Source organism: Streptomyces sp. NPDC006458 (assembly GCF_040612135.1).
Classification (GTDB): domain Bacteria; phylum Actinomycetota; class Actinomycetes; order Streptomycetales; family Streptomycetaceae; genus Streptomyces.
Window position 1 is genome coordinate 632009 of the sequence record NZ_JBEXPR010000001.1, and the last position, 12549, is coordinate 644557.

16 protein-coding genes are annotated in these 12549 nt (G+C 70.3%); all 16 read left to right on the forward strand.

All coding sequences use genetic code 11. From position 1 onward, the window contains the following. Window positions 1-16 precede the first annotated feature (16 nt). The 16 genes from ABZZ79_RS03055 to ABZZ79_RS03130 all read left to right on the forward strand — a co-directional run bounded on the left by ABZZ79_RS03055 (window position 17) and on the right by ABZZ79_RS03130 (window position 12493). Window positions 17-157 carry an Rmf/CrpP fold protein gene (locus ABZZ79_RS03055; RefSeq protein WP_356685873.1) on the forward strand — a complete coding sequence of 47 codons (141 nt, stop codon included), beginning with the start codon at window positions 17-19 and terminating at the stop codon, window positions 155-157. 146 nt (window positions 158-303) lie between these two features. Next, window positions 304-1098: a hypothetical protein gene (locus tag ABZZ79_RS03060; protein WP_356685785.1), complete on the forward strand. Its 795-nt coding sequence runs from the start codon at window positions 304-306 to the stop codon at window positions 1096-1098. A gap of 12 nt (window positions 1099-1110) precedes the next feature. After that, window positions 1111-2058: a P22 phage major capsid protein family protein gene (locus ABZZ79_RS03065; protein WP_356685787.1), complete on the forward strand. Its 948-nt coding sequence runs from the start codon at window positions 1111-1113 to the stop codon at window positions 2056-2058. A gap of 73 nt (window positions 2059-2131) precedes the next feature. Further along, window positions 2132-2485: a hypothetical protein gene (locus tag ABZZ79_RS03070; RefSeq protein ID WP_356685789.1), complete on the forward strand. Its 354-nt coding sequence runs from the start codon at window positions 2132-2134 to the stop codon at window positions 2483-2485. Between the two features lie 11 nt (window positions 2486-2496). Next, a complete protein-coding gene (locus tag ABZZ79_RS03075) occupies window positions 2497-2865 on the forward strand; it encodes a hypothetical protein (protein WP_356685791.1) in 369 nt (122 codons plus the stop codon). Beyond that, complete coding sequence (locus ABZZ79_RS03080) at window positions 2865-3380, forward strand: hypothetical protein (RefSeq protein WP_356685793.1); 516 nt, start codon at window positions 2865-2867, stop codon at window positions 3378-3380. Before ABZZ79_RS03075 ends, ABZZ79_RS03080 begins: the two co-directional genes overlap by 1 nt. A gap of 59 nt (window positions 3381-3439) precedes the next feature. Continuing rightward, window positions 3440-3865, forward strand: a complete 426-nt coding sequence (locus ABZZ79_RS03085) for a hypothetical protein (protein WP_356685795.1) — start codon at window positions 3440-3442, stop codon at window positions 3863-3865. After that, window positions 3862-4176 (forward strand): hypothetical protein, encoded by a 315-nt coding sequence (locus ABZZ79_RS03090; protein WP_356685797.1) that lies wholly within the window; start codon window positions 3862-3864, stop codon window positions 4174-4176. Before ABZZ79_RS03085 ends, ABZZ79_RS03090 begins: the two co-directional genes overlap by 4 nt. Window positions 4177-4215: 39 nt before the next feature. Next, the gene (locus tag ABZZ79_RS03095) at window positions 4216-4536 is read left to right on the forward strand and encodes a hypothetical protein (protein ID WP_356685875.1); all 321 of its coding nucleotides are present in this window, start codon (window positions 4216-4218) and stop codon (window positions 4534-4536) included. Beyond that, entirely contained in the window at window positions 4533-4973 is a 441-nt protein-coding gene (locus ABZZ79_RS03100; RefSeq protein WP_356685799.1) for a minor capsid protein, read from the forward strand. Before ABZZ79_RS03095 ends, ABZZ79_RS03100 begins: the two co-directional genes overlap by 4 nt. Window positions 4974-4983: 10 nt before the next feature. Then, on the forward strand, window positions 4984-5454 hold the full coding sequence (locus ABZZ79_RS03105) for a hypothetical protein (protein WP_356685801.1): 471 nt from the start codon (window positions 4984-4986) through the stop codon (window positions 5452-5454). Beyond that, window positions 5454-5984: a hypothetical protein gene (locus tag ABZZ79_RS03110; RefSeq protein ID WP_356685803.1), complete on the forward strand. Its 531-nt coding sequence runs from the start codon at window positions 5454-5456 to the stop codon at window positions 5982-5984. Before ABZZ79_RS03105 ends, ABZZ79_RS03110 begins: the two co-directional genes overlap by 1 nt. Before the next feature lie 209 nt (window positions 5985-6193). After that, window positions 6194-9412 carry a phage tail tape measure protein gene (locus tag ABZZ79_RS03115; protein WP_356685805.1) on the forward strand — a complete coding sequence of 1073 codons (3219 nt, stop codon included), beginning with the start codon at window positions 6194-6196 and terminating at the stop codon, window positions 9410-9412. Continuing rightward, complete coding sequence (locus ABZZ79_RS03120) at window positions 9413-10384, forward strand: phage tail protein (protein ID WP_356685806.1); 972 nt, start codon at window positions 9413-9415, stop codon at window positions 10382-10384. A 20-nt stretch (window positions 10385-10404) separates the two neighbouring features. Further along, window positions 10405-11559 (forward strand): siphovirus ReqiPepy6 Gp37-like family protein, encoded by a 1155-nt coding sequence (locus tag ABZZ79_RS03125; protein ID WP_356685808.1) that lies wholly within the window; start codon window positions 10405-10407, stop codon window positions 11557-11559. Window positions 11560-11563: 4 nt separating this feature from the next. Then, window positions 11564-12493 carry a hypothetical protein gene (locus tag ABZZ79_RS03130; protein WP_356685810.1) on the forward strand — a complete coding sequence of 310 codons (930 nt, stop codon included), beginning with the start codon at window positions 11564-11566 and terminating at the stop codon, window positions 12491-12493. Window positions 12494-12549: the final 56 nt, after the last annotated feature.

A 12549-nucleotide genomic window follows, 5' to 3' on the forward strand; every position in this document is an offset into this window, starting at 1 on the left:
CGACCGCGAAGCACTGGTGAGGGCCCTGGACGAGGGCGCTCAAGCAGGCCGCGACGGCGCCTCCGTGACCTCCTGCCCGTACCCCGCCGGCGACCTCCGCCGGTCCGCTTGGGTACGCGGCTACGCCAAGGGGCGCCCGCTCCCCGACATCGGCTGATCCCAGCCGCACCCTTCAAGGCCCGCCTCGTGCGGGCCTTTTTCATGCCCGGACTCGGGCCCCTCGACGTCCGGGCGCAAGGCGTGCCCGGCAGCAGTACACCCCCGGCAGGACCGGGACCTCTACGCGCACCGGGAGTGCACGACATGCAGAAGCGAACCCTCGCCCGCCACGGCACCGGCTGGGCACACCCGTACCCCACGGGCCCTTTCGACCCGTACCTGTACGCCGACGGCGGGGACGGAGACGACTCCGGATCCGACAGCAGCGAAGGGGACGGTGACGACAGCGGGGCGAACGACGACCAGGACGACGACGTCGCTGGCGGGACCGGCGACAGCGACGGCCAGGACAACGACGCGGGCAAGGGCAGCGGCGCGAAGCCGAAGCCGCCCGCGAAGCAGGCCGCTGACGAGAACCCGGCCGCGAAAATCGCCCGTCTGGAGAAGGACCTCAAGGCGGCGAACGGCGAGGCCGCGAAGGCCCGCACGTCCGCGAAGAAGGCTGCCGCTGACGAAGCCCGCACGGAGATCGTGCAGGAACTCGGCAAGGCACTCGGCCTGATCAAGGACGACAAGGATGCCCCGCTGGACCCGGCCGCGCTCAAGGCGCAGGTCGAGCAGGCGACCGCCGCACACAGGGAGACCGCAGTCGAACTTGCGGTGTACCGGGGGGCGTCGAAGTACGGCGCCGACCCTGACGCCCTCACCGACAGCCGGGCGTTCCTGTCATCGATCAAGGGCCTCGACCCGTCCGACGAGGGGTTCGCGAAGGCCGTCCAGGCCGCCATCAAGAAGGCAGTCGACGACAACCCGAAGCTCAAGGTCGCGACCGCGCCGAAGCGCACGAGCAGCGACTTCAACGGTGGGGCCGGGAGCTCCTCCGATCCCGACGACATCGACACCATCCGCGCCGAGCGCCGTAAGCGCCGCGCCGGGTAGCAGGAGGTAGCAATGCCCAACACGTTCCTGACCGCGGCGGTCATCGCGCGCCAGGCCCTCGCCAACCTGTACGAGACCACGGTCGCCGCCTCGCTCGTCCACCGGGACTACGAGGACGAGTTCAGCCGCAAGGTCGGCGACGCGATCACCATCCGCAAGCCAGCCGTCTTCACCGCCCGCGAGTACGTCCGCTCCGAGGGCATCTACATCCAGTCCGCGAACGAGACCAGCGTCAACATGACGCTGAACCACCTCGCCGACGTCTCCTTCGCCGTCACGTCCGAGGACATGACGCTGAAGATCACCGACTTCGACGAGCAGCTCCTCACCCCGGCCCTCGAAGCGATCTCCCAGAAGATCGACCGCGACGTCCTCAGCCTCCGCGACGACATCACGCAGGAGATCGGCGCCGTCGCCGAGAACACGGCCGGCGAGGACTACAACTACCCGGGCGGCCACTACCCCTACTCCGACTCGCGCATCCTGATCGAGGCCGGCAACGTCCTCGACCTGAAGAACGTCCCCGCCTCGCAGCGGTCGGTCATCACCGGCCCGACAACCAAGGCGCGCTGGACCGCCGAGAAGACGTGGCGGCAGGCCGACAAGCGAGGCTCCACCGAGGGCCTGCTGGAGGCCTCTCTCGGTTCCCGCGTGAGCGGCTTCGACCCGTACTGGTCGCAGAACATCGGCCAGCCCGCGCAGTCCCCTGCGACCGGACAGCCGACCACCGAGGTCAACGTCGCCTTCCACAAGACGGCCTTCGCTCTCGCCTTCCGTCCGCTGGAGCTTCCGCAGGGCGCCCTCGACGCCGCGATCATGAACTACAAGGGCTTCGCGCTCCGCGTGATCCGCGACTACGACATGGACAAGAAGCAGATGGTCGTCTCGGTCGACTGCCTGTACGGCACGAAGACCCTGGACGCGAACCGCGCGGTCCTGATCAAGGGCGCCGACGCCTGATCACCCCCCTCGGCCGCCGCGCACACCGCGGCGGCCGCCCCTCTGCCCACCCCTCGCCATCGAGGAGCAACCCATGGCGTACCAGCGCCGCATCGTCACCCAGTCCATCCGGCTGACCGGCTCCCCGGTCGGCGCCCAGTCCCTGCCCATCTGGCGGGCCCCCGTCCCGTGCACCGTCGTACGGCTGCACGGCTACCGCTCCGGTGGCGCCGCGGCGGCCGTCAACGCGAAGATCGGCGCCTCTGCCGTCCTCGCAGCCAACCTGACCGCCGGCAACGCTTCTTTCGCCTCCGCCACCCCGACCGGCACCGCCGGCGACATGGCTGCGGGCGCTGTGCTGTCCCTGGACGTCATCAGCGGTGACGCGACGACCGTCCTCATCCAGGCGGACATCGCGATCGACGCCGACGTCAACGACCTGCCGTGACGGGGGCATCCATGTCCAAGTTCATCTACCGCAACGAGAACACGGGCGACGTCGTCGAGTACGACTACCGTTCGCCGCGGCTGGAGATGCTGCCGAACTGGGTGACGCTTCAGGAGCCCTCGGAGGCCGAATCGCCTGCCGACACGGGCCAACAGGAGGCGCCCCAGGTACCTGGCCCCGACGGCCGCCAGGCGCCAGCCGATCCGGGCGGAGGAGGCGACGGCAACGGGCCGGACGCCATCGAGCGCCCGGCCCGTTCCGCCTCCAAGAGCGACTGGACGGCGTACGCGCGCACCCGCGCACGGGACGCCGACGAGGAGGCCGCGATCGACGGCCTCACCAAGGAGCAGCTGATCGAGCAGTTCGGAGGTGACAGCTGATGCCGCTCTCATCGGGAGCAACCGTCGCCGTCTCCGCGTCAGGCGAGCTCACCTCCGCACTGGACCTGGGTACCGGCCGGACCCCGCAGAGCCTGGCCCGGAAGATGGTCCTCGGGTCGGGCACCGGCGCGGGGAAAGCCGATCGGATGTGGTCCGACCGGCGCACCCTCGCCGCCTCCGCTACCGAGGATCTGGACCTCGCCGGTGTCCTGCTCGACGCCTACGGTGCCGCGGTCACCTTCGCCCGGATCAAGGGCATCGTTATCGCGGCGGACGACGAGAACACGAACAACGTCATCGTCGGCGCCGCGGCCGGGAGCCCGTGGGCGACACTCCTCGGCGCCACACACACTCTGACGCTGCGCCCGGGGGCGTTCGTCGCGGTCGGCACCGGCCTCGCCGATGCGACCGGGTACGCGGTCACCGCAGGCACGGGCGACCAGCTGAAGGTCGCCAACTCCGGGAGCGGCACGCCGGTGACCTACGACATCCACATCATCGGCGCGTCTGCGTAACGCGACCACGGCACCGGGGAGGCGGGCCTCCCTGTCGCGTGTCCGGAGAGGAGGATGGCATGGCCCGCGTGTACGCGACGGTCGACGAGTACGAGGCCTACCCGGGCGGTGCATCCCCGGCGCCGTCCGGCACGGACGCCAGGCTGGTGCAGGCGTCGCGGATGCTGGACCGGCAGGTGCTGCGCTACTGCATGTACGACGTCGACACCTCCGGTGTGCCGACGCATCCCCTCGTCGTCGAGGCGGTCCGCGACGCGGTGTGTGCGCAGGTCGCCTGGTGGGATCAGGTCGGCGACCCGTCCGGCGCGGACGCGGTCGGCTGGGGGTCGGTGTCCATCGGCTCGGTGAGCCTGGGGCGGTCGGCAAACTCCGTCTCGGGCGAGGACGCCCCGGCCCGGCAGGTCGCGCCCGCAGCCTGGGACGCGCTCCAGTCGCCGGACCTGACCCCCGAGATTTTCCGCATGGGGGCGGTGACCTCGACGTGAGGATCCCCCGCTGGCTGATGCGGCACGAGATCACCGTCGAGGCGTACGACGGCGAGTCCAGCACGGGCCCGCTGTACGGCGCCCCTGCCACCGTCCGGTGCTTCCTCGACGAGGAGACCCGCATGGTACGGAGCCCGGGCGGTGAGCAGACCACTTCCACGTCGACCGCGTACGCGGACCTTGACACCACCGTCCTGGCCCAGTCCCGCGTGACCCTCCAGGACGGCCGGATCACAACCGTCATCGCCGTCAAGCGGCGCAACGGCAGGGGCCTCCAGACCCCGGACCACCTGGAAATCCAACTCGAATAGGGGGCCGCCGTGCCGCAGAGCTTCCGCCTCCGCACCAACATGGGCCCCGTCGCGCGGGAGCTGCGACAGGCAGCCGCCCGCGGGCTCTACCTCGGCGCGGAGCACGTCCTCGCCGTCAGCAATGACCGCGTTCCGCTCGACGAGGCGACCCTCCAGGCTTCGGGCACGGCAAGCGTGGACGAGCCGAGCCTGACCGGGATGGTCAGCTACGACACCCCGTACGCCGTTCCCCAGCATGAGCGGCTCGACTACCGGCACGCGCCCGGGCGCGAAGCCAAGTACCTGGAAACCAGCCTCAACGCCGAACGCGAGGCGGTCCTGGCGCTGGTCGCCGCCCAACTGCGGCGGGCGCTTCGGTGAGCGGCGCCACCCACGACGCCGACCTGCTGCAAGGCGTCGCCGAGCTGCTTGCCGCGGAGAGCGTCGGCGCCTACTCGCCGGTCGATCCGCTGCCCGCCGACGCCACGGCGATCACCCTCGGGCGGGTGCCAGACGGTCCAGACCGAGCGATCGGCCTCACCCCCTACCCGGTCGCGGACGACGACTCCACCGACTCCGTCACGGGCATTCAGGCACGCATCCGCGCGGGCACGAACGCGCTCGACGTGATCCAGCTCGCCAACAGCCTGTTCACCGCCCTCCACAACCGCCGCTCGTACAACGCCCACGGCGTGCGGGTGGAGATCTCCTGGCGCAACAGCCAGGCCTGGATCGGCCAGGACAGCCGCGGCCGCATGGAGCTGGTCGCGAACTACTACGTCCGGACGGTCCGGTCCGGCCCCAACTTGATCGACTGAGGAGGACCGCATGTCCACCCCCACGGAGGAGACCGAGCTCGCGCGCGAGTGGCGGCTGGAGATCAACATGGGCACCGATGAGGCGCCCGACTGGCAGCTCTGCCCCGGCGTCCGCGAGTTCCAGCCCGCGTCCGAGCCGAACATCGAGGACGCCTCCGACTACGACTCGGACGGCTGGGCGTCCAACGAGAAGACCGCCCAGGCCTGGGAGCTGAGCGTCACGATCCGCCGGAAGGCGAACAAAGACACCAAGATCTACAGCCCCGTCCACGAGGCGATCAGGCTGGCGCACTTCGCGTACGGCTCGTCCAACAAGGTCCACTTGCGCTACATGAACCGCAACGGCCTCCCCGAGGCCTACATGGGCAGGGCGATCCCGAACTGGCAGCCCGCAGGCGGTGAGTACACCGCGCTGGGCGAGGTGGAGATCACGTTCACCGGTGACGGTCCGCTCACCCCGATCACGAACCCGCTCGCCTGATGGCGGGCAGCACGTTCGAGGCGCTCGACCAGTTCCTCGACGACTACCTGGAACTCCCCGTCAGCGGCCGCGACGGGCAGACCCGGGTGTACCGGATCGAGGACCCGTCCGCCGAGGACGGCATCAAGATCGAGAAGATCACGTCACTCGCGGCCCGGCTCGCGGCCGGCGGGAAGGCGCCGGACGCTCCGGTCCTCGACGACGACGAGGAGCGGGACCTGTACCGGCTGTGCCTGGGCGACGTCTATGACGAGCTGCTCGACGACGGCGTGCGCTGGGGCCAGTTCAAGCACGTCGCGCTGACCAGCATGTTCTGGGTCGTTGCCGACAAGGAGACCGCGGCCGAGTTCTGGCGGACGGGCCAGCAGCCGGGAAAAGCCCCGAATCGGGCGGCCCGGAGAGCGCAGGCGAAGCACGCTACCTCGGAGTCGGGCGAGGCGAGCTCGACCCGGTCACCGGCCTCTACGAGTGGTACGAGGGCGGGCTCCCCACGCCGCGGCAGGCACGGACGCGGGGGACGTCGGGCCTGACGTGGGAGCGGCTGCTGGAGCAGTGGCCGCTGATCGAGGCCGACCTCCACAGCGAGTACGGCATCGACGTGGAGTCCGGCATTCTCCGCGTCCGGACCTGGCGCTGGCTCCAGATCCGCATTCTCGGCCTGCTCTCCGCCGAGTCCCGCCTCGCACGGCACTTCGCTCCGCCTCCGAAGAAGACACGTACTCCCAGGAGGTGAGGCGCTGTGGCGCTGACCGTCGGCGAACTCAACGCGATCCTGTCCGTCGACGACCGCGCGGTCGACCCCGCGCTACGCCGCGTGGAGAACGCCATGCGCAACAGCGGCGAGCGCATGGGCGACGACGCCGAACGCGCGGGTGAGGAGGCAGGCGAGCAGCTCGGCGAGGGCCTGGTCCGCGGCGCCGATGGCCGACTCCGCAATGCGCGGGGCCGGTTCGTGGGGGCGGGCCGTCGTGCGGGGGACGCGGTCGGCGACGGCCTCGCGGATGGCGTGGCCGAGGGTGCGGACGAGGCGGTCGCCGAGGCGGAGAGTGGTCTGTCCCGTCTCCAGATGGTCGCGCTCGCTGCTGGGGCCGCGGGCGGCGCGATCCTCATGGACGCGTTCGGGCAGGCCCTGGACCAAGAGCAGATTACGGTCCGGCTCGGCGCGACCCTGGGCAAGACCCCCGAGCAGGCGCGGCGGTACGGGCAGATTGCGGGCCAGCTGTACTCGCATGCGATCACCGAGGACTTCCAGGCGGCTGCCGACGCGATCGGCGCCACCATCGGCTCGGGCCTGATCGACGGAGACGCGACGAGCGCGGAGATCGAGAAGGTGTCCGCGAAGGTCGCCACCCTTTCCGACCTGTTCGGGCAGGAGCTGCCCCAGGTGGCGAACGCGGCGACCCAATTGATCAGGACGGGGCTGGCGAAGGATGCCACCGAGGCCCTGGATCTGGTCGCCGCCGGGTTCAGTACAAACATCAATAAGTCGGATGATTTTCTCGACACGCTGAATGAGTACAGCGTCCAGTTCAAGCGCGTCGGTTTGGACGGTCAGACGTCCATCGGCCTGATGACGCAGGCCATCGCCAAGGGCGCCAGAGACTCGGACCAAGTCGCCGACGCGATCGGCCAGTTCGGCGAGATCGCTCTCGCTGGCGGGAAGTCCGTCGAGGACGCCTTCAAGTCCATCGGACTCGACTCCGACAAGATCGCCGCGAAGCTACAGAGGGGCGGCAAGTCCGGCCAGGAAGCGCTCCAGATGACCACAGATGCGCTCCGCAACGCCAAGGACGAGACCGTCGCTCTGAACGCGGCGGGCGCCCTGTTCGGCGACCCGGGCAAGGTAATGGGCGACGCATTGTTCGCTCTCGACCCCGCGTCGGCGGCCGCCGCGTCTGGCATGGACAAGGCCGCGGGGGCGATGGATCGGCTGGGCAAGGGTGTCCACGACACGGCGGCCGCGAACATCGAGCAGTTCCAACGAGGCGCCATGCAGCGCCTGGTGGAGTTCATCGGCGGGGAGGCGATTCCCGCTGTGCTCCGGCTCGGCCGGTTCGTGCGAGAGCACTCCCTCGAATTCAAGATCGCCGCCTTGGTCATCACCGGAGTCCTCGTCCCGGCCCTGGTGCTCATGGGCGTCACCGCGACCGTCGCCGCCGGCAGGGTCGTATGGGGCTGGATCACAACCGGCGCCGCAGCGATCAAGAGCGCAGCGATCCAGACCGGCGCGGCGCTTCGTACGGCCGGCGCCTGGGTGATGATGCAGGTACGGGCCGTCGGTTCGTTCCTGGCGATCGCAGCATCGGCCACGGCCACCGCCTTGCGCACGGCCGCGGTGTGGGCCGCGTCGGCGGCACGGATGACGGCCACGTGGCTGGTGTCGATCCTGCGCGTGGCCGCCGTGACGGTCGCCCAGTACGCGCTCATGGCGGCTCGCGCCGTGGCATGGGCCGCTGTGGTCGCAGCCCAGTGGCTGATCGCAATGGGCCCCGTGGGCTGGGTCATCGCGGTCGTCATCGGCCTGGTCGCGTTGGTGATCGCAAAGTGGGACCTGGTCAAGCGCTGGACGGGCATCGTCTGGGGCTGGATCGTCCAGAAGATCAGCGACTCCGTCGGCCGGGTCCTCGCCGTCGTCACCTGGATGTCGAAGATCCCAGGCTGGGTCTCGGGCTGGTTCCAGTCGGCGAAGGACTGGGCCGTCACGAAGGCTCTCGCGCTGGTCGCGTGGATGATGAGCTGGCCCGGCCGCATCAACGCGGCCATCGGCTCCCTGAAGGATCTCCTGATCGAGAAGGGGAAGGACGTCGTGCGCGGCCTGTGGGCCGGCATCCAGTCCATGGGGTCGTGGCTGGCCAGCAAGGTCGCCTCGTTCGCCGCAGACAACATCCCCGGACCCATCGCCGACATCCTCGGCATCGCCTCACCGTCGAAGGTCACCAAAGAGCAGGGCCAGTGGATTGCAAAGGGCCTTGTGGTCGGCCTGACCGGCGAGGCGAAGGCCGTCAAGGCCGCGGCCACGAGGCTGGCGGACATCGTCTACATGGCCCTCGGTCCGGGCCGTGCCCGCTCGCGAGCCCTGTCCCGGATCAGCGCGGACAGCAAGCGGCTCCTCGATCTGGCATCGCAGGAGAGCCGCGTCGCGGACCGGCTGAGGGCGGCTCAGGCGAAGGTCGCCGAGACGCTGAAGGAGCGCGACAAGCTCGCCGCGGACGTGAGAAGGGGCATCCTCGACTCGGCGAACATCACCCAGGGCACGGGCCCGCAGACCGCTCAGGGCATCCTCGCCCGCCTCCAGCGGGACCGCGTCCAGGCCGACCAGTTCACCAAGAACCTGGCCAAGCTGGAGGACCAGGGCGTCCGCGCGGACCTGATCGCGCAGATCGCCGCGGCCGGAGTCGATCAGGGCTCGGCCACGGCGGCGGCCCTCGCCACGGCAACCCCAGGCCAGATCAAGGCGATCAACTCCGAGCAGGCGGCCCTCGTCAAGACCGCAGGCACCGCGGGGAAGACCGCCGCAGACGCCATGTACGCGACGGGCATCGCGGCTGGGCAGGGCCTCATCCGGGGCCTCAAGTCGCAGCAGACGGCGATCGAGCAGCAGATGCTCGTCATCGCCCGCGGCATGTCGAAGGCGATCCGCAAGGAGCTGGGCATCAAGTCGCCGTCGCGGGTGATGGCGCGCCTCGGTGCGTTCATCCCCGCAGGCCTGCGCCGGGGCATCGAGTCCGGCCGTCGGGCGGTCGACCGGTCGATGGCGAGCCTGGTGGCGACGCCGACTCCGCGCGAGCTGTCCGTGTCCACCGCGGCTGGCGGTCAGGCGAGGGCGGGCGGCGTGGACCAGAGGGCGTACACCACGAACAACCACTACAACCTGACGACTCGCCCGATCACCATGCAGGAGTTCGACGGGCTCCAGCGTCGTCAGGACGCGCTCGCGAGGGTGGGGAGGCCACGGTAAATGCCGCTGCTCACAGCCGCCGTCACCACCCCGCCGGACCCCGGAACACCACCGGGCGGCGGGGTCATCGAGCTGCCGGACCTCGGCCGGGCCGTGGTCACCTACTACGACCCGGCCGGCGGTGTGTGGCCGCTGACGACGCGGGCCCTGGGCTGGTACACCCTCGCTGAGGGAGTGTCCGGTCTGGGGGCCGCGCCGTACGAGCTGTCCACCGACCCGCACCCGCGCGGGGGCGCGCGTCTCCGGCATGCGCAGGCGCTCGCCCGCACGATCGTCTGGCCGCTCCATGTCTGTGGGGACACGCATATGGAGTTCGTGCAGCGCTGGCGAGCGCTGGCGACGGCGTTCACCAGGACGCTGCGCGAGGGGCCCGGGGTGTTGGAGGTCGCCCGCCCGGACGGCTCCCGCCGCCGCATCGAGGTTCTCTACCAGACCGGTTTCGAGGGGCAGGGGTCACGGGGCTCCGGCTGGATCACGGACCGTGCGGTGCTGTCGCTCTACTGCGAGGACCCGTACTGGGTGGACGTCGTCTCGGTCGGCGTGCACCGCGAACAGGGCGTCGGCGAGGACTTCTTCGAGCCGTTCCCGTCCGTGTCGTCGAGTCAGATCCTCGGCGAGACGACGATGACCAACCCGGGCGACGTCACGGTGTGGCCGACCTGGGTGATCACCGGGCCTGCTTCGCTGATCACGGTCACCCACGAGGGCACGGGCGAGAGCTTCATCCTCGACCCCGACGCCCCTGAGATCGGCCATGGCAACCTCCTCGCGGGGGAGCAGGTGACGATCCGCACCGACCCGCCGCAGGTCCGCTACCAGGACGGCAGCAACTGGGTCGGCGCGCTGGACTGGCCCTCGGCCTCGCTCTGGGGGCTCGCCCCAGGCGACAACGCCGTGACCTTCCAGCTCGACGGCAGCGGCCCCGGCAGCGCCATCGACCTGTCCTTCTACCCGCGGTACGAAACCGCCTGATCTCAGGAGGTGATGGGCTGTTGGCGATCCAGCTCCTCGTCACGGACCAGGCCCTCACTGTGCAGGGGGACCCCCTCGCTGGCTGGCTGTCAGTGGAGGCCACCAGCCGCTTCAACGAACCGGGCTCCGGACAAGTCCAGTTGACCGCGCACCCGTACGTGATGGCGCAGCTCCAGCCCGGCAACCGGATCGTCGTCATCCGTGACGGACAGGTGTGGATGGCCGGCCCGATGGAGATCGCCCAGGACTACTCCTGGGGCATCGGTGGCGAAGGCGAGGCCCCGCCAGGCACGGTCACCCTCAACTTCAGCGACGACCTTGCCCGACCGGCCGGACACCTGACGTGGCCCGCGCCCGGCTCGGCGTGGTCCGCACAGCCCGAGACGGCCCGGCAGATCACGGCCACCAACGCTGAGACGATCCTGCGGACTTTGGTCAACGAGAACTGCGGGCCCGGAGCGCTGGTGGCCAGGCGTATCCCCGGCTTCGCCCTCGGCGCGGTGGCCGGAGTCGGCACGACGATCAGTGTGAACACCCGCCTGGAGAGGCTGCTTGACGTCTGCCGTCGCGTCGCCATCGATGGCGGCGGGCTGGGGTTCCGCACCCGGCAGACCACGACGCAGATCGAGTTCGAGGTGTACCAGCCCGTCGACCGAACGGCGACGGCGCGATTCTCGGAGGGCCTCGGCAACCTGCGCGGGGTCCGCTTCAAGAACAGCGCGCCTACCGTCACGCACGCGCTTGTCGCGGCCTCCGCCGACGCCTTTCCCCGCACCTATGTGGAGGTCGCCGGCACGGCCGCGGCCTCCGCCTGGTGGCGTGTCGAGCAGCTGGTCGACGGCGGCGCCGACAGCAACGACAACGGTGAACTCACCCAGGAGGGGACTCGGGCGCTCGCGGAGGGGGCCGCGCCCGTGGAGCTGGCGACCGTCACCGTCGACACCGAAGACCTCCGCGCGGGCCGTGATTTCGGCCTCGGCGACCGGGTGACGGTGGCGCTCCCGACCGGGCTGGAGGTCACCGACGTGGTCCGCTCGATCACCCTGCACGCCACGCCGGCCGAGGGCGAGCGCGTCACCTCGCTCGTGGGCTCTCCGGACGCAACGACAGATCCGCAGATGGTGCGGCTGGTACGAGAGCTGGGCCGACGGCTCGGCCGATTGGAGGCGAGGTAGCCCGATGGCACAGAACTCGTGGCCGTCCCCGGCCTACAACGCGCGCGCCGTAACGGACCCGGAGTTCGAGGCGATGTCCGTGCGCTGGTCCGACGACGGCGTGTACGGCACGCCCGGCAGCGCCCGCGTCATCACCGAGGACACCGGGCTGAACGTCCGCGTCCGGCCCAACATGGCGGCCTCGGTCCGCGGTCACCACTGGACGTCCGGACCCACTTCCAGCACCCTGCCCGTCGGCGCCAACGTCAGCGGCCAGACTCGCGTTGACCGCGTCGTACTACGTCTCGACCGCTCGACCTGGACCGTCCGCGCCGTCGTCAGCGACGGCACCCCCGGGGCGGGACCGCCAGCACTTACGCAGGACACCGGCGACTCCGGCTTCTACGAGATCCCCCTCGCGGAGGTGACCGTGCTGTCGGGCGCGGCAGCGGTCACGGTCCGCCGGAACGAGTTGTACGTGGGGTCCCGCGTGAGGCCGTGTACCTCCACCACCCGCAATCCCAGCCCGCTCCAGGGCGAGCTGTGCTACGAGAACGACACCGGCCGGGTGTACCAGTGGTCGGGCTCTGCCTGGGTCGTGCTGTACCGGCCGCGGGTGGACACGGAAGCCGATTCTCCGGTGGCGTCGTGGAGCAAGCGCGGCACGTCGATCGTGACCCGTACCGGGGACCTGGTCACCCTGCGGACCGCAACGTTTGATCGCACCGCCACGCTGGCGGCGGCCTACGACTCCCGGCTGCCCCTGCTCATCCCGGCCGACTACCGGCCCGCCTTGCACCACTACGCGCCGGTCTACATCACCGGCATCCGCATCGGGAACCTGACGATCTACCCGACCACGTCCGAGCGGGCCGGCCAGATCTGGCTGACGCAGCACCCGGACATGACCGCGGCTGACTCCGTGCTCGCTACGACGATCTCCTGGACGGTGTGACCCTTGGCTCGATACCTGTACGGCGCCGGTATGGCGGACTACGTCGTCCGGCCCAG

What these genes read in the sequence shown, in the direction of transcription:
- ABZZ79_RS03060 (WP_356685785.1), top strand. Translation starts at nt 304, where the DNA reads ATGCAGAAGCGAACCCTCGCCCGCCACGGCACCGGCTGGGCACACCCG.
- ABZZ79_RS03065 (WP_356685787.1), top strand. Translation starts at nt 1,111, where the DNA reads ATGCCCAACACGTTCCTGACCGCGGCGGTCATCGCGCGCCAGGCCCTC.
- ABZZ79_RS03070 (WP_356685789.1), top strand. Translation starts at nt 2,132, where the DNA reads ATGGCGTACCAGCGCCGCATCGTCACCCAGTCCATCCGGCTGACCGGC.
- ABZZ79_RS03075 (WP_356685791.1), top strand. Translation starts at nt 2,497, where the DNA reads ATGTCCAAGTTCATCTACCGCAACGAGAACACGGGCGACGTCGTCGAG.
- ABZZ79_RS03080 (WP_356685793.1), top strand. Translation starts at nt 2,865, where the DNA reads ATGCCGCTCTCATCGGGAGCAACCGTCGCCGTCTCCGCGTCAGGCGAG.
- ABZZ79_RS03085 (WP_356685795.1), top strand. Translation starts at nt 3,440, where the DNA reads ATGGCCCGCGTGTACGCGACGGTCGACGAGTACGAGGCCTACCCGGGC.
- ABZZ79_RS03095 (WP_356685875.1), top strand. Translation starts at nt 4,216, where the DNA reads ATGGGCCCCGTCGCGCGGGAGCTGCGACAGGCAGCCGCCCGCGGGCTC.
- ABZZ79_RS03105 (WP_356685801.1), top strand. Translation starts at nt 4,984, where the DNA reads ATGTCCACCCCCACGGAGGAGACCGAGCTCGCGCGCGAGTGGCGGCTG.
- ABZZ79_RS03110 (WP_356685803.1), top strand. Translation starts at nt 5,454, where the DNA reads ATGGCGGGCAGCACGTTCGAGGCGCTCGACCAGTTCCTCGACGACTAC.
- ABZZ79_RS03120 (WP_356685806.1), top strand. Translation starts at nt 9,413, where the DNA reads ATGCCGCTGCTCACAGCCGCCGTCACCACCCCGCCGGACCCCGGAACA.
- ABZZ79_RS03130 (WP_356685810.1), top strand. Translation starts at nt 11,564, where the DNA reads ATGGCACAGAACTCGTGGCCGTCCCCGGCCTACAACGCGCGCGCCGTA.